This is a genomic window from Amycolatopsis balhimycina FH 1894 (genome assembly GCF_000384295.1).
Classification (GTDB): Bacteria; Actinomycetota; Actinomycetes; order Mycobacteriales; family Pseudonocardiaceae; genus Amycolatopsis; species Amycolatopsis balhimycina.
The window spans coordinates 2,735,700-2,754,840 of the sequence record NZ_KB913037.1 but is presented as its reverse complement, the minus strand read 5'-3'; the positions used below and the strand labels follow the sequence as shown (position 1 = coordinate 2,754,840).

Sequence of the window (19,141 nt, the reverse complement as noted above, 5' to 3'; positions counted from 1 at the left end):
TCTAGTCGAGCAGCTCGTCGCCGCGGGCGGTGCGCTCCGTGAGGTGGGCGGGCAGGACCCGGCCGAACAACTGCCTGGTCCGCTCCGCGCTGCCGATGACCCCCGGGCGCTCGCTGTAGGCGAAGATCGCGGAGTGACGCGCGATCACACCCTCCACCGTACTGACCCGGTGCAACGCGAACCGGCCCTTGAAGAGCTGGAGGTCCCCCGGCCGCAGGTCCAGGCGCCGGACCGGCCGGATGTCGCCGGCCAGCACCGAGCGCACGGCGGCGAAGTTCTCGTCCGCGGCGGACCTGATGCCGGGGCAGTACTCGAACGTCCCGCCGTCGGCCGCGGCCTGCGTCAGCATGCTGACGGTGTGGGTGTTCGTGTCGAAGTGCCACGGGTGCGCGCGGCCGGGCGCGATGACGTTGAGCGTCAGCCCGGACAGCGGGTCGGCGAGCTCGTGCAGCTCCGGTAGCGCGAAGCAGTCGGCGACGAACCGCTGGAACAACGGGCTGGTGTAGAGCCGGCTGATGATCGACGACGCCGGGATCCGGTCGCGCGCGACGAAGGCGTTGCCGCGTTCCATGATCGTCCGGCCGGGGTGGTCTTCGGGCAGCGGCTCGTCGATCGCGGTGTTGTAGGCGTTGACCTTTTCGATCTTCGTGTACGCGTGCGGTTCGAGCGCGGCGCATTCGGCCCGCAGCACCTCGTGCAGTTCCGGGCGGATGAAGTCGGCGAGGACGCTGCAGCCGACCTCGGCCAGCTCGGCGCGGGTGCGGCCGACCGTCTCCCGCCAGGCGGGACCGTCCGGATCGGTGAGGGGGTAGCGGTCGGTGCCGACCATCTCCAGTGGCGCTACGGAGGTGCTCATCATCGAGGTCCCTTCCGCCGGTGAAGGAACAGAGTTAGCACAGAAGCCCGCTGGTCAACCGTCGGTTTGTGAGCGGTGACACAAAGTGGTCACATCCGGATTTTGGTGGCCCACGAGCTGACCGTGACGGTGGCCGTGGTGCCCAGATCGGTCTCGATGGGCTGTTTTTGCGCCGGCTCGCCCGGGGCGGGCACCACGGAAATGGCGGCGCCGGTTTGCTTGCCACCGCTCGTCACGGTGGCCGACCACGAGAGCACGGCCAGCGCTTTCTCGCCCGGCTGGAGGGTGAGGTTCTGCGGCCCGAAGTCGCCGGCGAAGTAGGACGTGCCGTGTTTGACTTGGACGTCCATCGGGGTGCCGTCGTCCGCGAGGACCTTCAGGTCGGGGTAGTCGGTGACCTTCCGCGGCGTCGTGTCCCGGTTGGTCAGGGTCAGGACGCTGGCGCGGTGGCCGAGGGCCAGTTCGACCTGGCCGACCGAAAGCGACAGTCCGGTCGACGGCGGCGGAGCGTACGTCGGGCTCGGCGTGGTCGTCGGCGTCGGAGCGGGCGGTGGCGGCGGAGTGCTACAGCCCGCGAGAAGTGCTACGACGAAAAACGGCGCGAAGCGCAAAACCCCCATGCAGCGGAAGGGTAGCGGACGTCATGAACGACTCTTTCATGTCACCAGACGACCTGAAAGAGTCGTTCATGACGTCCGTGCGCTACCTCAGGGCGTGAGCAACGGCAGGAGCGGCTTGCGCACCGCCGTCGCGACGCCGTCCGACGCCTCCGCCGCGGCGAGCCGCTCGGCCGGCGGCCTGCCGTAGCCCGTCGTGCGCTGGACCAGCGGGCGACCCAGCGGCTCGACCATCGCGCGCATGTCGCTGATCGTCTTGTACGACCCGTGCGACGCGCCCGCCATCCGGCTGATCGTCTCCTCCATCAGCGTGCCGCCGATGTCGTTGACGCCGCCCTGCAGCACCGCGCGGCTGCCCTCGGTGCCGAGCTTCACCCAGGAGCTCTGGATGTTGTCGATCATCCCGTGCAGCAGCAGCCGGGACAGGGCGTGCACCGCGCGGTTCTCGTTCTGGGTCGCGCCCGGGCGGGCGAGGCCGGCGAGGTAGATCGGCGAGCTCTGGTGGATGAACGGCAGCAGCACGAACTCGCTGAACCCGCGTCGGCCGTGCTTCTCCAGACCTTCGCGCTGCAGCCGCGCGAGCAGCTTCAGGTGCGCGACCCAGTGGGCCGGGGTGTCGACGTGGCCGTACATCATCGTGGACGTCGTCGGCAGCCCGACCTCGTGCGCGGTCGTGACGACCTTGATCCACTCCGACGTCGGCAGCTTGCCCTTGGTGAGCACCCAGCGGACGTCGTCGTCGAGGATCTCCGCCGCCGTGCCCGGCAGCGAGTCGACGCCGGCCTCCTTGGCCTTGATCAGCCAGTCCTTCAGGGACAGGTTGGTCCGCGAAGCGCCGTTCACGACCTCCATCGGGCTGTAGGAGTGCAGGTGGATCTCCGGCTGACGGCGCTTGACCTCGGCCGCGAGATCGAAGTACGCGGTGCCCGGCAGGTCCGGGTGGATGCCGCCCTGCATGCAGATCTCGGTCGCGCCCGCGGCCCACGCCTCGTCGACGCGGTCGCCGACCTGCTCCAGCGAGAGCGTGTACGCGTCAGCGTCGGTGCGACGCTGCGCGAAGGCGCAAAAACGGCAACCGGTGTAGCAGACGTTCGTGAAGTTGATGTTCCGCGTGACGACGAAGGTGACGTCGTCACCGACCGTCTCGCGCCGCAGGTCGTCGGCGAGCTTGGTGAAGGCGTCCAGCTCCTTGCCTTCGGCCGACAGCAGCGCGAGCGCGGCGTCGTCGGACAGCCCGGCCGGATCCTTTTCCGCGCTGCGCAAGGCTTCCAGCACGGTCGAGTCGAACTTCTGCGGACCGGTCTTGATCCGGTCGCCGATCTCCTTCCAGTCCCCGTAGACCGAATCGAAGTCGCTGCGGCGGTCCTCGGTGCGGCCGCTGGTGTCGATTTCGGTGTGCAGGTCGGTGCGCCCGGACTGCTGCCAGCCGCCGTCCGGCTCCTGCCACGGGATGCCGACCGGCATCGCGCCTTCGCGGGCCATCCCGGTGTCGTAGTCGACGAGCGCGGCGACGTGCCGCGTGATCCGCGGGTCCAGCCACGGCTCGCCGGCTTTGACGTACTCGGGGTAGATCGTGAGCCGTTCCTTGAGGTCGAAGCCGGCCTTCTCGGTGCGGCGGGCTAGCTCGTCGATTTGCGGCCACGCCCGCTCCGGGTTGACGTGGTCGGGAGTCAGCGGCGAGACGCCGCCCCAGTCGTCGATGCCGGCGCGGATCATCAGGTCGTACTGGTTGCCGATCAGGTTCGGCGGCGCCTGGATGCGCATCTTCGGTCCGAGCACCAGCCGCGCGACGGCGATGTTCGCGGCGAGCTCTTCGAGGTCGGCGTCCGGGGTCGCGCGCATCTTCGTGTCCGGCTTGGCCCGGAAGTTCTGCACGATGACTTCCTGGATGCCGCCGTAGGTCTTGGCGACCTTGCGGATCTCGAACAGCGCGTCCGCGCGCTCTTCGAACGTCTCGCCGATGCCGATCAGGACACCGGTGGTGAACGGGACACTGCTGCGCCCGGCGTCTTCGAGCACCCGCAGCCGGACGGCGGGTTCCTTGTCCGGCGAGCCGTAGTGCGGGCCGCCCTTCTCGCTCCACAGCCGGGTCGCCGTGGTCTCCAGCATCATGCCCATGGACGGCGCGACCGGCTTGAGCCGCTGGAAGTCCTGCCAGGTCAGCACGCCGGGGTTGAGGTGCGGCAGCAGGCCGGTCTCCTCGAGGACGCGGATCGCCATCGCGCGGACATAGGAGAGGGTGTCGTCGTAGCCGTGCGCGTCCAGCCAGTCGCGGGCGGCCTTCCAGCGGTCCTCGGGCCGGTCGCCGAGCGTGAACAGGGCTTCCTTGCAGCCCATCTCGGCACCCTTGCGGGCGATGTCGAGGACCTCGTCGGGAGACAGGAACGGCGATTCGAGCCGCCCTGGCACAGTGACGAACGTGCAGTAGCCGCAGCGGTCGCGGCACAGCCGGGTCAGCGGGATGAACACCTTGCGGCTGTAGGTGATGATGCCGGCGCGGCCGGCCTCGGCCAGGCCCGCGTCGCGGATGCGCGAGGCGTACTCGGACAGCTGGGTGAGGTCGTCACCGCGGGCGTGCAGCAGGACGCTCGCTTCGGCTACGTCGAGTGTCTTCCCGTCACGCGCCCGGGCGAGCGCGCGGCGCATCGCGGAGGCAGTCGGGGTGGTGGCGTCGGGTTCGGATCCCATTCCGCCAACGCTAGGACCGTCCTCGCGGGACCAGCAATGTGTGTTCCGCACCTCTCTCGGCTGCGTTATGCGGACGATCGTCGCCCCAGGTCAGGGGGTCCGGGTGGTTGTCGATCAGCTCCTTGCCGTGTATTACCTAAAGGGTGGCATCGGTGGTCGGGAAGAAGATCGGCGGACGGACTTACTACTACCTGGCGGAGTCCGCCCGGGTCGACGGCAAGCCGCGGGTGGTGACCCAGCGTTACCTCGGCACGGCCGACGAGATCGCGCGCGCCGTCCCGGGCGGCGAACCCGCGGCGGCTTCGTATCGAACTTACGGCGACGTCGCCGCGGTGTGGGCGACGCTTTCGCGCCTGGATTTCGTCCGCCGTGTCGACGACGTCGTGCGATCGAAACCCGGCCTGGGGATGACCCTCGCCGTCGCGGTGCTGCACCGCGCGACCGCTCCCGAGACGCCGATCGGCGAGTGGTGGGCGTCCGGGGCGGCCGCGGATCTCGTCCGGCCCCGGATGGCCACGGTGGCGGGGCTGTGGCGGGCCCTCGAACGCCTCACCGCCGAACGCATCGCGGGTATCGAGGAGACCGTCGCCGCCGCCGTCCTGGCCATCGTCGACGACCACGCGGCGCTCGCCGTCGACGTCCCGCAGTTCGCCGCGTTCGCCCCGGCCGACTGCACGCTGCCGTCGGCGTGCCGGGGCGTGCTCGCCGGGGTCGGCCTGCGGGTGACGCGCGACGGCGCCATCCCCCTGGCGTCGCGGCTCTACCGGCGCGACGACGGCACGGCGCCGACGTTCGCTTCGGTCATGGCGGGGCTGGGGCCGGCCACGCTCGTCTTCCACGCGGGCCATGCGGCCCAGCTCGACCTGGGCTCGCGCAGCGGCTTCGTGGGGTCACTGCCGCTGACCGACCACCCCGAGCTGCTGACCCAGCCCACGTCCGCGCGCAAGCGCGTCGATCCCGAACGGTTCGCCGGCCTCACGGCGCTCGACACACACGCGGTCGTCGACGGCGTCCGGCGGCGGGTGATCCTGACCCACTCGGCGACGCTGCACGCGGCACAGTCCCGCGCGTTCGCCGACGAGCTGGCCACCGCGACCCGGGAGCTCGACGGCCTGGCCGAGGCCCTGGCCGCGGGCACCCACCGCGGCGACCGCGCCCAGGTGCACGCCGAGATCGGCCGGGTGACGCGCGGCCGGCGCATCGAGCGCGTGCTCACCGCCGTCCTGAGCGGCAACCGGCCCGGCGAGATCCGGGTGGAACGCCGGATCGATTCGTCCGCGTTGGCTCGGCTGGACGAGGAGTTCTTCGGCAAGCAGGTGCTGGTCACCGACCGGGACTGGCCCATCGGGGATGTGGTCACCGCCTACCGGGCGCGCACCCACCTCGAATCGACGTTCGGCTGGCTCACCGGGCCCGCCGTCACCGGCCCGACCCCGCGCTGGGAGTGGACGCGGCAGCGCATCGCGGCGCACGGCCTGGTCTCGGTGCTCGCCGCGACGGTGACCCACCTGATGCGGCGCGAGGCGGACCGGGCGGGGATGAACCTGTCGGTGCGTGAGCTGCTGGACCAGCTCGCCGGCATCGGCGAGCTGGTGCTGCGGTACCCGTCCACCGGCGGGCGGCCGCGTACGAAGCGCGTGCTCACCGAGCTCGACCCCGCGCAGCGGGCGCTGTTCGACCTCTTCGCGCTGGGTCAGGCGGCGACGTCCGCGTAGGTGTGGCCGAGCTTGGCGTGGTTGAGCAGGGCCGTCGCGTGGCCGCTGTTGCCGCCGGAGCGGTAGACGCCCCACTTGTGGTTGACGTGGTCGCCCCACAGCGTCGGGCCCGGGTAGCGGGTCTGGCCGTTCGAGAACGTCTGCTGCTTGCCGTTGAAGTAGAACTCGCACCAGCCGTCGTTGCCCCGGGACATCTGGTAGCCGATGGCGAAGGTGTTCCAGGTGTTGACCGGGAAGTCGGCCGACCAGATGTGCTTGTTCGCGCCGCTCGGCCCGGTCAGCTGGAAGTACAGCTTGCCGTCGCCGAGCGTGCGCAGCACGAACGGCCCGGACTGGGCCTGCGAACTGCTCTCCCCGGAGATGTGGAACTGGTAGACCGCGATCCACTTGCCCGCCCGGGGGTTCACGTTCCACTTCGCCCGCCAGCCGAGGTACTGGACCTGGCCGAGTGTGCCGGCGCCGGGGCGGTAGACGCTGCCGTCCGGCAGCCGCAGGCCCCGGCTTTCGCAGCGTTCCTTGGTGCCGTCGGCGTTGTCCCAGGTCTCGTACCGGAAGCACTTGCCGTACGTCGCGTCGTTGACGACGGTGATGCTGCCGGGCGCCTTCTCCAGCCCGTCGAAGACCGCCGTGCCGCGCGCCGGGTCGCCGTCCCAGATGACGCCGGCCGGGGCCGCGGTGGCCGTGCCGGTGCCGACGAGCGGGATGGTGGCGAGGGCGCCGAGACCGGCCAGAACCGTGCGCCGGGACAGGGAATCCATGGGTACCTCCGAAGTTCGGACGTGCTTTCGAACGACGGCGGTGACCCGATGCTGCCTGTCCCGGCGCGGGTGGTCAAGAGTTGTCGCGGAAGATCTGCAACGGGGAAAAACTTTGCACGACCGGCATCAGCTCGATGACGTTGATGTTCACGTGCTCCGGCTGGCTCGCCGCCCAGTAGACGGACTCGGCGACGTCCTCGGCCGTCAGCGGGGTCGTGCCCTCGTAGACCTTGTCCGCCTTGGCCTGGTCGCCGTCGAAGCGGACCTTCGAGAAGTCCGTGCCGCCGACCATGCCGGGCTCGATGTTGGTGACGCGCACGCCGGTGCCGTGCAGGTCGCTGCGCAGGTTGAGGCTGAACTGGTGGACGAACGCCTTGGTCGCGCCGTAGACGTTGCCGCCGGGGTAGGGGTAGGTGCCGGCGATCGAGCCGAGGTTGAGCACGTGACCGCGGCCGCGCTCCACCATGCCCGGGAGCAGCGCGCGCGTGACGTGCGTGAGGCCGCGGACGTTGGTCGCGATCATCTCGTCCCAGTCCTGGAGGTCGGCCTTGTGCGCGGGCTCCAGGCCCTTGGCCAGGCCGGCGTTGTTGACCAGGACGTCGACCTCTCGCCAGTTTTCGGCGAGATCGCCGATGACGGTTTTGACGGCTTCGGGGTCGCTGACGTCGAGCTTCACCGGGAGGACGGCGTCGCCGAGCTCGCCGGCCAGCTTCTCGAGCTTGTCCTCACTACGGGCGACGGCGATCACGCGGGCGCCCTCGGCGACGAACCGGCGAGCGATGGCGTCACCGAAGCCGGCGCTCGCGCCGGTCACGAACACGGTCTGCTGGGTCATGGGTGAACTCCGCTGTCGTTCAGGAAGGTGCTGAGTGCCTCGTCGAACTCGGTCTCGCGCTCCAGGTTAGGCAGGTGGCCCGCGCCCTCGATCACCACCAGGGTGGAACCCCGCACCTTCCGGTGGATCAGCTCGGCGTCGGCGACCGGGGTGAACTCGTCCTCACTGCCGACGACCACCAGGGTGGGGACTCGGATGTCTCCGAGGCCGTTCGTGTAGTCCGGGCGTTCGGCGCGTCCCCTGAGCGCGGCCGCGGCGCCTTCCTTCGGCGCGTTGCGCATCATCTTCCTGACGTGCGCTTCGACGTCGGGCCTGGTCTCGCGGGTCTGCTTCGAGATCATCTTGGGGAGGAGCTCCTTGGCGTAGCTCTCCATGCCTTCCCCGGTGATCCGGTCGGCGGTGTCGTAGCGCGCCTGCTTGGCCGGGGGCGTGTCCAGACCCGCGAAGGTGTCGGCGAGCAGGAGAGCCTCCACGCGGCCGGGGTGGTCGGCGACGAGCTGCATGACGATCTGGCCGCCCATGGAGAGGCCGCCGAGAACGAACCGCTCCAGTCCCAGGCGGTCCGTCAGCTCGACGAGATCCTTCGCGAAGATGTCGAGGCCGGTCTTCGTGTCCCCTGTGGGGGACTCACCGCTCTTTGACTCGCCATAGCCGCGAAGGTCAGGGGTGACGACGCGGTAGCCGTCCGCCGCCAGTCGCCCGGCCTGGGGACGCCACATCGAGCGGTCGAAGGGGTGGCCGTGGACGAGGAGGACCGGTCGTCCCGTCCGCGGTCCGAGGTCGTCGTGGGCGAGTGTCATGCGGCCGACGCTAGGCGGGGCTTTGACGCGGAGCAATACGGCGCAATGTACTCGGAGCAATGTTCTTTCGGTGGCGCTCGCGGCCGGTTCGGGGCAGACTGAGCCTCAGGCGGGCTTCGTCATGGGGTCTGACCTGCGCTGATCTTGTTAACCGACCCCCCTGTTGCGGGCCGTTTTCGAGCATGTAATCTTCTCTTCGTCGCCAGGGAGACCGAGCGACAGGGACACGAACCAAGCTCTCGCGGACAGCGATTGAGTGGGTGTCCCACCAAAAACTGCTAGGAATAACCCGCTTCGGGTGACGCTGGGCCTTGGGTCTGGGGTTGGTCGTGGTGTGTTGCTTGAGAACTCAACAGTGTGCTAGTGAACTAAGCCAGTAGAGCTTATGTTTTGAAACCTCGTATGAGGTTCCTTTGAGAGCATTAATTTGCCTCGATTAAACTGTTCATTGTTGGAGAGTTTGATCCTGGCTCAGGACGAACGCTGGCGGCGTGCTTAACACATGCAAGTCGAACGCTGATCCGCTTTCGGGTGGTGATGAGTGGCGAACGGGTGAGTAACACGTGGGTAATCTGCCCTGCACTCTGGGATAAGCCTTGGAAACGGGGTCTAATACCGGATATCACAACTTCTCGCATGGGGGGTTGTTGAAAGTTCTGGCGGTGCAGGATGAACCCGCGGCCTATCAGCTTGTTGGTGGGGTAGTGGCCTACCAAGGCGACGACGGGTAGCCGGCCTGAGAGGGTGACCGGCCACACTGGGACTGAGACACGGCCCAGACTCCTACGGGAGGCAGCAGTGGGGAATATTGCACAATGGGCGAAAGCCTGATGCAGCGACGCCGCGTGAGGGATGACGGCCTTCGGGTTGTAAACCTCTTTCGCCAGGGACGAAGCGCAAGTGACGGTACCTGGATAAGAAGCACCGGCTAACTACGTGCCAGCAGCCGCGGTAATACGTAGGGTGCGAGCGTTGTCCGGATTTATTGGGCGTAAAGAGCTCGTAGGCGGTTTGTCGCGTCGGCCGTGAAATCTCCACGCTTAACGTGGAGCGTGCGGTCGATACGGGCAGACTTGAGTTCGGTAGGGGAGACTGGAATTCCTGGTGTAGCGGTGAAATGCGCAGATATCAGGAGGAACACCGGTGGCGAAGGCGGGTCTCTGGGCCGATACTGACGCTGAGGAGCGAAAGCGTGGGGAGCGAACAGGATTAGATACCCTGGTAGTCCACGCTGTAAACGGTGGGTGCTAGGTGTGGGCGACATCCACGTTGTCCGTGCCGTAGCTAACGCATTAAGCACCCCGCCTGGGGAGTACGGCCGCAAGGCTAAAACTCAAAGGAATTGACGGGGGCCCGCACAAGCGGCGGAGCATGTGGATTAATTCGATGCAACGCGAAGAACCTTACCTGGGCTTGACATGCGCCAGACATCCTCAGAGATGGGGCTTCCCTTGTGGTTGGTGTACAGGTGGTGCATGGCTGTCGTCAGCTCGTGTCGTGAGATGTTGGGTTAAGTCCCGCAACGAGCGCAACCCTTATCCTACGTTGCCAGCGCGTTATGGCGGGGACTCGTGGGAGACTGCCGGGGTCAACTCGGAGGAAGGTGGGGATGACGTCAAGTCATCATGCCCCTTATGTCCAGGGCTTCACACATGCTACAATGGCTGGTACAGAGGGCTGCGATACCGCGAGGTGGAGCGAATCCCTTAAAGCCGGTCTCAGTTCGGATCGCAGTCTGCAACTCGACTGCGTGAAGTCGGAGTCGCTAGTAATCGCAGATCAGCAACGCTGCGGTGAATACGTTCCCGGGCCTTGTACACACCGCCCGTCACGTCATGAAAGTCGGTAACACCCGAAGCCCATGGCCCAACCTCGTAAGGGGAGGGAGTGGTCGAAGGTGGGACTGGCGATTGGGACGAAGTCGTAACAAGGTAGCCGTACCGGAAGGTGCGGCTGGATCACCTCCTTTCTAAGGAGCACAACACATCCATCAGGCCGGGATACCCGGATCAACCTGGTGGGGTGGCTGGGACTCAAGTGCCGAATGTGTGCTTGTTCCGGTTGCTCAAGGAATCGTGGAACTACTGGTTATGGCTCACCGCGGTTGTGATACCGCCGGCTAGTACTGCGGAGCTTGCTTCGCGTGGAACCCCGGTCGTGGAGCTGGGTGGTGGGTTGTTCGCTGTGCACACTGTTGGGTCCTGAGGCAACACGCCTCAGGGCTTACACAGCCCTGAAACGTAGTTTGTTTCTGGTGTGGTGTTTGAGAACTGTAGAGTGGATGCGAGCATCTTTGTGGTCAAGTTGTTAAGGGCACATGGTGGATGTCTTGGCTTCAGGAGCCGATGAAGGACGTAGGAGGCTGCGATAAGCCTCGGGGAGCTGTCAACCGAGCTGTGATCCGAGGATTTCCGAATGGGGAAACCCAGCACCAGTGATGTGGTGTTACCCGCACCTGAATATATAGGGTGTGTGGAGGGAACGCGGGGAAGTGAAACATCTCAGTACCCGCAGGAAGAGAAAACAACCGTGATTCCGTGAGTAGTGGCGAGCGAAAGCGGAAGAGGCTAAACCGATTGCATGTGATACCTGTCAGGGGTTGTGTGGTCGGTGTTGTGGGACCCGCCTTGAGGAGACTGACATCTCTTCGGGTTGTTGTGCTGGTTAGTGGAACCGCTTGGGATGGCGGGCCGGAGTGGGTGAGAGCCCCGTACGCGAAAACCAGTTTCAAGGACCTTGGTGGTGTTCCCGAGTAGCAGCGAGCTCGTGGAATTTGCTGTGAATCTGCCGGGACCACCCGGTAAGCCTAAATACTTCCTGAAGACCGATAGCGGACTAGTACCGTGAGGGAAAGATGAAAAGTACCCCGGGAGGGGAGTGAAAGAGTACCTGAAACCGTGTGCCTACAAGCCGTCAGAGCCTGCTTTGTTGGGTGATGGCGTGCCTTTTGAAGAATGAGCCTGCGAGTTAGTGCTGCGTGGCGAGGTTAACCCGTGTGGGGTAGCCGTAGCGAAAGCGAGTCTGAATAGGGCGTCTGTAGTCGCGTGGTCTAGACCCGAAGCGGAGTGATCTACCCATGGCCAGGGTGAAGCGACGGTAAGACGTCGTGGAGGCCCGAACCCACTTAGGTTGAAAACTGAGGGGATGAGCTGTGGGTAGGGGTGAAAGGCCAATCAAACTCCGTGATAGCTGGTTCTCCCCGAAATGCATTTAGGTGCAGCGTCGTATGTTTCTCCACGGGGGTAGAGCTACTGGATGGTCTAGGGGCCTTACCGGGTTACCGAAATCAACCAAACTCCGAATACCGTGGTGTTAGAGTACGGCAGTGAGACGGCGGGGGATAAGCTTCGTCGTCGAGAGGGAAACAGCCCAGAACACCAGCTAAGGCCCCTAAGTGTGTGCTCAGTGGGAAAGGATGTGGGATTGCCCAGACAACCAGGAGGTTGGCTTAGAAGCAGCCACCCTTGAAAGAGTGCGTAATAGCTCACTGGTCAAGTGGTCCTGCGCCGACAATGTAGCGGGGCTTAAGCACACCGCCGAAGCTGTGTCATTCATGCAATACATCGGCTTGGACTCTTGAAGTCCTTGTCTAGTGGTGTGGATGGGTAGGGGAGCGTCCTGCATCCGGGGAAGCGGCGGCGGAAGCCAGTCGTGGAGGGTGTGGGAGTGAGAATGCAGGCATGAGTAGCGAATGCAGAGTGAGAAACTCTGCCGCCGGATGACCAAGGGTTCCTGGGCCAGGCTAATCCGCCCAGGGTAAGTCGGGACCTAAGGCGAGGCCGACAGGCGTAGTCGATGGACAACGGGTTGATATTCCCGTACCCGAGCATGTGCGCCCATGACGAGGCGTTTGATACTAACCACCCAAAGCCATGAGCTGAAGTCTTCGGATGGAGGTTTGTGTGTGGAGCGTGGGATCTGATTTCGTAGTAGTCAAGCGATGGGGTGACGCAGGAAGGTAGCTCCGCCAGGCGATGGTTGTCCTGGTGTAAGCGTGTAGGCCGGAACATAGGCAAATCCGTGTTTCATGAGGCTGAGACGTGATGCGTAGCCGTTTGAGGTGAAGTAGAGTGATCCTATGCTGCCGAGAAAAGCCTCTAGTGAGTGCATGCACGGCCCGTACCCCAAACCAACACAGGTGGTCAGGTAGAGAATACCAAGGCGATCGGGTGAACTGTGGTTAAGGAACTCGGCAAAATGCCCCCGTAACTTCGGGAGAAGGGGGGCCAAACATCCTGAAGTCCTTTACGGGCTAGGGGTGGGTGGCCGCAGAGACCAGCGGAAAGCGACTGTTTACTAAAAACACAGGTCCATGCGAAGTCGCAAGACGATGTATATGGACTGACGCCTGCCCGGTGCTGGAACGTTAAGAGGACCGGTTAATCCCTTCGGGGGTGAAGCTGAGAATTTAAGCGCCAGTAAACGGCGGTGGTAACTATAACCATCCTAAGGTAGCGAAATTCCTTGTCGGGTAAGTTCCGACCTGCACGAATGGCGTAACGACTTTCCGGCTGTCTCAACCACAGGCCCGGCGAAATTGCACTACGAGTAAAGATGCTCGTTACGCGCGGCAGGACGGAAAGACCCCGGGACCTTTACTATAGTTTGGTATTGGTTTTCGGTTCGGCTTGTGTAGGATAGGTGGGAGACTGTGAAGCGGCAACGCTAGTTGTTGTGGAGTCGTTGTTGAAATACCACTCTGGTCGAATTGGGAATCTGAACCTCGGGCCATGATCTGGTTCAGGGACAGTGCCTGATGGGTAGTTTAACTGGGGCGGTTGCCTCCTAAAGAGTAACGGAGGCGCCCAAAGGTTCCCTCAGCCTGGTTGGCAATCAGGTGTTGAGTGCAAGTGCACAAGGGAGCTTGACTGTGAGACAGACATGTCGAGCAGGGACGAAAGTCGGGACTAGTGATCCGGCACCTCCTGGTGGAAGGGGTGTCGCTCAACGGATAAAAGGTACCCCGGGGATAACAGGCTGATCTTGCCCAAGAGTCCATATCGACGGCATGGTTTGGCACCTCGATGTCGGCTCGTCGCATCCTGGGGCCGGAGTAGGTCCCAAGGGTTGGGCTGTTCGCCCATTAAAGCGGCACGCGAGCTGGGTTTAGAACGTCGTGAGACAGTTCGGTCCCTATCCGCCGCGCGCGTAGGATACTTGAGGAAGGCTGTCCCTAGTACGAGAGGACCGGGACGGACGAACCTCTGGTGTGCCAGTTGTTCTGCCAAGGGCATGGCTGGTTGGCCACGTTCGGAAGGGATAACCGCTGAAGGCATCTAAGCGGGAAGCCTGTTCCAAGATGAGGTATCCCACCCCTTTGTGGGTTAAGGCCCCCAACAGACCATTGGGTTGATAGGCCAGAAATGGAAGCACAGTAATGTGTTGTCGAGTTGACTGGTACTAATAGGCCGAGGACTTGCCTACGAAGATGTTGCGCATCCACTCTACGGTTCTGAAACACCACCCCAGAGGGTGTGTTGTTTCGGAGTGTTTCGGTGGTTTTAGCGTCAGGGAAACGCCCGGTCCCATTCCGAACCCGGAAGCTAAGCCTGACAGCGCCGATGGTACTGCAACCGAAGGGTTGTGGGAGAGTAGGACACCGCCGAACTTACCTTCCGTACGGCCCGTTAGGATAGCCAGTTGGCTGCCCTAGCGGGCCGTACGCGTATGTCCAGAACAAGATTTTTCCAGGCAGGAGGCCAGGTGTCCGAGATCGGTCGACGAGACTCAGCGGATGATGGGTCCGGCCGGTCGGCACGCCGGGACGAAGGCTCCCGGAGCCGGTCGGACGCACCACGAGGAGACCGGCGCGGAGCGCGGCAGGACCGCGGCGGCCGCGACAGTCACCAGGGACGGCCTCGCCGTGACGACCACGGTGTCCGTGGTGGCGGCAAGCCCTTCCGCAGCGGCGACGGTCCCCGCGACCGCGACCAGCGCGGAGGAACCGCAGGTCAGGGCCGTGACAGCGGCCGCAACTTCGGTGACCGCGACGACCGCCGCGGCGGCTACGGCAACCGCGACGCCGGTGGCCGGCCGGGCGGTGGCAGCCGGTATTCCGACGGTCCCAGCCGTTCCGGCGGCGGCCGCGACGAGGATCGCGGCGGCAACCGTTCCGGTGGCCGGTACGAGAACTCGGACAGCCGGTCCGGCCGCGGTAGCGACGACCGCGGTGGCCGGCCGGGTGGCGGCCGTCCGCAGGGCAAGTCCGCCTACGGCGACCGCAAACCACGCTGGGAGGACCGCGGCGGTTCCGGCCGCCGCGACGACGACCGCGGCCGTGGCGGCTACCAGCGCCGGGACGATGACCGTGGCGCGCGGCCGGGCGGTTTCCGCTCGGACGATCGCGGGCGCGGCGGAAGCGATTCGCGCGGCGACCGTGGCGGCTATCAGCGGCGTGACGACGACCGCGGTGCCCGGACGGGTGGTTTCCGCTCGGACGACCGTGGCCGTGGCGGAAGTGATTCGCGTGGTGGTTACCAGCGCCGTGATGACGACCGTGGGGCCCGGCCGAGCAGTTCCCGTTCCGACGATCGCGGGCGTGGCGGAAGTGATTCGCGTGGTGGTTACCAGCGGCGCGACGATGACCGCGGTGCGCGGCCGAGTGGTTCCCGTTCCGACGACCGTGGGCGCGGCGGAAGTGATTCGCGTGGTGGTTACCAGCGGCGCGATGACGACCGTGGGGCCCGGCCGAGCAGTTCCCGTTCCGATGACCGCGGTGGTTACCAGCGGCGTGACGATGATGACCGGGGTGCCCGGACGGGTGGTTTCCGCTCGGACGACCGCGGCCGCGGTGGAAGCGACCGTCGTGACGACTCGCGCGGCGACCGCGGTGGCTACCAGCGTCGCGACGACGACCGCGGCACCCGCTCGGGCGGCTTCCGCTCCGACGACCGCGGCAGCCGGGACGAGCGTGGCGACCGTGGCACCGACAGCCGCGACAGCCGGAACGAGCGCTCCGCCGGCAGCTACCAGCGCCGGGACGACAGCCGTTCCACTCCTCGGGACCACGGGGACCGCAAGGACCGCCGGGACGAGCGGCCGCGCCGCGACCCGCGTCCCCGGGTCGGTGCCCCGCTCGACGACGAGGCCCTCGCCAAGGAGCTCCTCGAAGCGCCCGAACTGCCCGAGGACATCGAGTTCTCCGACCTCGACGAGGAGGCCCGCCGCGAGCTGCGGACCCTGCCGAAGGGGTTGGCGGAGACCGTCGGGAAGCACCTCGTCGCCGCCGGCGGCCTGATCGACAGCGATCCCGAGGCCGCCCTCGAGCACGCCAAGTACGCCAAGGCCAAGGCCTCGCGGGTCCCGATCGTCCGCGAAGCGCTCGGCCTGGTCGCCTACCAGTCCGGCAACTGGTCGGAGGCTCTCTCCGAACTGCGGGCCGTCCGGCGGATGACCCGCACCGACGACCACATCGCGATCATCGCCGACGCCGAGCGTGCGCTCGGGCGCCCCGAGCGGGCCCTCGACCTCGCGAAGGAGGTCGACACCGCGAAGCTGGCGAAGGCGACTCAGATCGAGCTCGCGATCGTCGCGGCCGGCGCCCGGCGGGACCTCGGGCAGATCGACGCCGCCGTGGTGTCGCTGCAGGGTGACGACCTCAAGCCGGAGAAGCGCGACCCGTGGAGCGCGCGGCTCTTCTACGCCTACGCCGACAACCTGGTGGCCGCCGGGCGCAAGGAGGAGGCCGTCCGCTGGTTCCTCAACGCCGCCGAGGCCGACGCCGAGGACGAGACCGACGCCGCCGAGCGGGCCGCGGACCTGGCGAACGAAGACAAGGACACCGAAAACAAGGACACCGAAAACAAGGACGCCGAGGAGAAGGACACCGAAGCGACCGATGAGTGACGCACTCCTCGCGGCCTACGACGCGGTCCTGTTCGACCTCGACGGCACCGTCTACCACGGCACCCGGGTGATCCCGGGCGCCCCGGAGACGGTGCGGGCCGCGCGGGAGCACGGCACGCCCGTCCGGTTCGTCACGAACAACGCCTCCAAGGCGCCTGACGAGGTCGTCGCGCACCTCACCGAGCTCGGCATGGCCGCCGAGATCGGTGAGGTGCACACCAGCGCCCAGGCCGGCGTCGTCCTGCTGAAGGAGCGGCTCGAGCCCGGCGCCGAGGTCCTCGTCGTCGGCACCGAATCGCTGGCCGCCGAGGTCGCCCAGGCGGGGCTCGAGCCGGTGCGGGAGAACGGCGACGACGTCCGGGCCGTCGTGCAGGGGCACTCGCCCGACAACACGTGGGCCGCGCTGGCCGAGGCTTGCCTCGCCATCCGCGCCGGCGCGTTGTGGGTGGCCTGCAACGTCGACGCGACGCTGCCCAGCGAGCGCGGCCTGCTGCCCGGCAACGGCTCGATGGTCGCCGCGCTGCGCACCGCCACCGACGTCGAACCGCTGGTCGCCGGGAAGCCGGAGCCGTTGCTGTTCGAGACCGCGGCGCGGTCGGCCGGCGCGGAACGGCCGCTGGTCGTCGGCGACCGGCTCGACACCGACATCGCCGGCGCGGTCGCCGCGGGCATCGACTCCCTGGTCGTCCTGTCCGGTGTCGCGACGCCGAAACAGCTGATCGAGGCGATTCCGGCCGAGCGGGGGACGTACCTCGCCGACGACCTCACCGCGCTCACCAGCAACCCGGAGGACCTGCGGATCGGGCCGCGCCCGGGCTGGTCCGTCACCACCCAGGACGGCGTGCTGACCGCGACCGGGGATGGCAACGACCTCGATCTGCTCCGCGCGCTCTGCCACACGGCGTGGGAGACGGGCGTCACCGAGCCGGACGAAGACGCCAAGGCGCGGCTCGGTCTGTCCTGACTGATACCGTTTGCACTGTGCAGGACCATCCCTATCCCGTCCCGGGCCCGCCGCCCGGCTCGTTCTCGCCGCAGACCGACCCGCGCGCCGGCATCGACGAAGCCGTCGCCGGGCTGGACGACCTCGACTCGCTGCCGCTCGCGGAGCACGTCGAGCGCTTCGACGCCGTGCACACCGAGCTGACGGTCGCCCTGTCCAGCATCGACAAGGTCTGATCGGCGTGCCCAAGCGGGCCCGCCTCGACGCGGAACTGGTTCGGCGCGGCCTCGCGCGGTCGCGCGAGCAGGCGTCGGCCCTGATCACCGGCGGCAAGGTCACCGTCCGCGGCATGGTCGCGGCCAAACCCGCCACCGGCGTGGAATCCGACGCGCCCATCGTCGTCAAGCACGAGGACGACCCCGGCTGGGCGTCCCGCGGCGCGCACAAGCTCCTCGGTGCCCTGGAAGCGTTCACGGGCCTCAGCGTCGAGGGCAAGCGCTGCCTCGACGCCGGCGCGTCCACCGGTGGCTTCACCGACGTCCTGCTCCGGAACGGCGCCGCGACCGTGATCGCCGCCGACGTGGGCCGTGGCCTGCTCGACTGGCGGATTCGCACCGACGAACGTGTAGTGGTCATGGATCGCACCAACGTCCGCAACCTCACGCCCGACGACCTCGGCGGGCAAGTCGACCTCGTCGTCGGCGACCTTTCGTTCATCTCCCTCAAACTCGTGCTGCCCGCGCTCGCCGCCTGCGCGCGCGACGGCGCCGATCTGGTGCCGATGGTGAAACCGCAGTTCGAGGTCGGCAAGGACCGCCTCGGCAGCGGTGGCGTGGTCCGCGACCCGGAACTGCGCGCCGAATCGGTGCTCACCGTCATCGACGAGGCCGCGAAGCTCGGGCTCGCGCTGCGTGGGGTGACCGCCAGCCCGCTGCCCGGGCCGTCCGGGAACGTCGAATATTTCGTCTGGCTGAAGAAAGTCCGTGTCACTGAAGAACATGTGGCCGAGTCCACAGTGGACACGGTAGACAGGTCTGAGGCCGAGCGGCTCGTCCGAACCGCCGTCGAGGAAGGGCCCGCATGACCACCGAACGTGAAGTGCTCCTCATGGTGCATCCCGATCGTGAAGCGACGGGTGAAGCCGCGCGCGAGGTTTCGGCGCGCTTCGCCAAGGCAGGCATCCGGATCCGGGTGATCGAGGAAGACGTCTGTGCGCTGATCAACCCGGACGAGCACGGTGCCGGGTCGAGGTGCACCGTCGTCGCCGCGGACGACAACCCCGCCGAAGGCGTGGAGCTGGTCTTCGTCCTCGGCGGCGACGGCACGCTGCTGCGCGCGGCCGAGGTCGCGCGCCCCGCCGGGGTGCCCGTGCTCGGTGTGAACCTCGGGCGCGTCGGCTTCCTCGCCGAGGCCGACTCGGACGCGCTGGCCGACACCGTGCAGCGCGTCGTCGACGGCGACTACCAGGTCGAAGAGCGGATGACCATCGACGTCACGGTCACCCACGACGGCGAAGAGGTCGCCCGCACCTGGGCGCTCAACGAAGCCAGCGTGGAGAAGAGCACCCGCGAACGGGTCCTGGACGCGCTGATCGAGGTCGACGGCCGTCCGGTGTCCGCGTTCGGCTGCGACGGTGTGCTGTGCGCCACACCGACCGGTTCGACGGCGTACGCGTTCTCGGCGGGCGGCCCGATCATCTGGCCGGACGTCCAGGCGCTGCTGGTCGTGCCGAGCAACGCGCACGCGATGTTCTCGCGCCCGCTCGTCGTTTCCCGCGACTCGGTGATCACCGTCGGGATCGACCCCGACGGCTCGTCCGCGGTCCTGACCTGCGACGGGACCCGGCCCATCGACCTGGAGCCGGGCGCGCGGGTGCGCGTGACCTGCGGCAAGATCCCGGTGCGCCTGGTGCGGTTGTGGGACGGCCCCTTCACCGATCGGCTGGTCCAGAAGTTTTCGCTGCCGGTGAAGAGCTGGCGCGAGCGGCACGCGCGCCCCGTCGAGTAACCCGTTGAGTAACCCGTTGAGCGCTTAATTCGAACATATCGGCGACTCGCCGGGCTCCCGCGCGCGCAGAGTGTCGG

Annotated in this window: 13 protein-coding genes and 3 rRNA genes; 9 read left to right on the top strand and 7 right to left on the bottom strand. The window is 66.7% G+C overall.

What is annotated here, in order from left to right; genetic code table 11:
* Position 1: 1 nt before the first annotated feature.
* From A3CE_RS0111665 to A3CE_RS0111655, 3 genes are all read right to left on the bottom strand, one after another.
* The gene (locus A3CE_RS0111665; protein ID WP_026468385.1) at positions 2 to 856 is read right to left on the bottom strand and encodes a HalD/BesD family halogenase; all 855 of its coding nucleotides are present in this window, start codon (positions 854 to 856) and stop codon (positions 2 to 4) included.
* Between the two features lie 89 nt (positions 857 to 945).
* Positions 946 to 1,476, bottom strand: a complete 531-nt coding sequence (locus A3CE_RS0111660; protein ID WP_026468384.1) for a DUF4232 domain-containing protein — start codon at positions 1,474 to 1,476, stop codon at positions 946 to 948.
* An 87-nt stretch (positions 1,477 to 1,563) separates the two neighbouring features.
* Positions 1,564 to 4,161 (bottom strand): bifunctional FO biosynthesis protein CofGH, encoded by a 2,598-nt coding sequence (locus A3CE_RS0111655; RefSeq protein ID WP_020640264.1) that lies wholly within the window; start codon positions 4,159 to 4,161, stop codon positions 1,564 to 1,566.
* A 152-nt stretch (positions 4,162 to 4,313) separates the two neighbouring features.
* Here A3CE_RS0111655 and A3CE_RS0111650 point away from each other — a divergent pair, with 152 nt between their 5' ends.
* Complete coding sequence (locus A3CE_RS0111650; protein WP_020640263.1) at positions 4,314 to 5,876, top strand: IS1634 family transposase; 1,563 nt, start codon at positions 4,314 to 4,316, stop codon at positions 5,874 to 5,876.
* Here A3CE_RS0111650 and A3CE_RS0111645 read toward each other — a convergent pair.
* From A3CE_RS0111645 to A3CE_RS0111635, 3 genes are all read right to left on the bottom strand, one after another.
* Positions 5,855 to 6,634, bottom strand: coding sequence for a heparin lyase I family protein (locus tag A3CE_RS0111645; RefSeq protein WP_020640262.1), 780 nt, complete (start codon positions 6,632 to 6,634; stop codon positions 5,855 to 5,857). The genes A3CE_RS0111650 and A3CE_RS0111645 overlap by 22 nt on opposite strands.
* 73 nt (positions 6,635 to 6,707) lie before the next feature.
* Positions 6,708 to 7,469, bottom strand: a complete 762-nt coding sequence (locus A3CE_RS0111640; RefSeq protein ID WP_020640261.1) for an SDR family oxidoreductase — start codon at positions 7,467 to 7,469, stop codon at positions 6,708 to 6,710.
* The gene (locus A3CE_RS0111635; RefSeq protein WP_020640260.1) at positions 7,466 to 8,269 is read right to left on the bottom strand and encodes an alpha/beta fold hydrolase; all 804 of its coding nucleotides are present in this window, start codon (positions 8,267 to 8,269) and stop codon (positions 7,466 to 7,468) included. The genes A3CE_RS0111640 and A3CE_RS0111635 overlap by 4 nt, the downstream gene beginning before the upstream one ends.
* A 448-nt stretch (positions 8,270 to 8,717) precedes the next feature.
* Here A3CE_RS0111635 and A3CE_RS0111630 point away from each other — a divergent pair.
* The 3 genes from A3CE_RS0111630 (at position 8,718) to rrf (ending at position 13,877) form a co-directional block, all read left to right on the top strand.
* Positions 8,718 to 10,238, top strand: a 16S ribosomal RNA gene (locus tag A3CE_RS0111630).
* Positions 10,239 to 10,566: 328 nt separating this feature from the next.
* A 23S ribosomal RNA gene (locus A3CE_RS0111625) occupies positions 10,567 to 13,693 on the top strand.
* Between the two features lie 67 nt (positions 13,694 to 13,760).
* Positions 13,761 to 13,877, top strand: a 5S ribosomal RNA gene (gene rrf, locus A3CE_RS0111620).
* Together the 16S, 23S and 5S rRNA genes form the textbook arrangement of a ribosomal RNA operon.
* 119 nt (positions 13,878 to 13,996) lie before the next feature.
* Here the strand turns inward: rrf and A3CE_RS58535 are convergent.
* Positions 13,997 to 15,484: a hypothetical protein gene (locus A3CE_RS58535; RefSeq protein WP_245589494.1), complete on the bottom strand. Its 1,488-nt coding sequence runs from the start codon at positions 15,482 to 15,484 to the stop codon at positions 13,997 to 13,999.
* On the opposite strand from A3CE_RS58535, the gene A3CE_RS58530 reads away from it, so the two are divergent.
* The 5 genes from A3CE_RS58530 to A3CE_RS0111590 are packed head-to-tail and all read left to right on the top strand — an operon-like array spanning position 15,461 to position 19,064.
* Positions 15,461 to 16,114, top strand: coding sequence for a tetratricopeptide repeat protein (locus A3CE_RS58530; protein WP_020640258.1), 654 nt, complete (start codon positions 15,461 to 15,463; stop codon positions 16,112 to 16,114). The genes A3CE_RS58535 and A3CE_RS58530 overlap by 24 nt on opposite strands.
* On the top strand, positions 16,107 to 17,078 hold the full coding sequence (locus tag A3CE_RS0111605) for an HAD-IIA family hydrolase (RefSeq protein ID WP_020640257.1): 972 nt from the start codon (positions 16,107 to 16,109) through the stop codon (positions 17,076 to 17,078). Before A3CE_RS58530 ends, A3CE_RS0111605 begins: the two co-directional genes overlap by 8 nt.
* Before the next feature lie 17 nt (positions 17,079 to 17,095).
* A complete protein-coding gene (locus tag A3CE_RS0111600) occupies positions 17,096 to 17,293 on the top strand; it encodes a hypothetical protein (RefSeq protein WP_020640256.1) in 198 nt (65 codons plus the stop codon).
* A gap of 5 nt (positions 17,294 to 17,298) precedes the next feature.
* Entirely contained in the window at positions 17,299 to 18,141 is an 843-nt protein-coding gene (locus tag A3CE_RS0111595) for a TlyA family RNA methyltransferase (RefSeq protein ID WP_020640255.1), read from the top strand.
* Positions 18,138 to 19,064: an NAD kinase gene (locus tag A3CE_RS0111590; protein ID WP_020640254.1), complete on the top strand. Its 927-nt coding sequence runs from the start codon at positions 18,138 to 18,140 to the stop codon at positions 19,062 to 19,064. Before A3CE_RS0111595 ends, A3CE_RS0111590 begins: the two co-directional genes overlap by 4 nt.
* Positions 19,065 to 19,141: the final 77 nt, after the last annotated feature.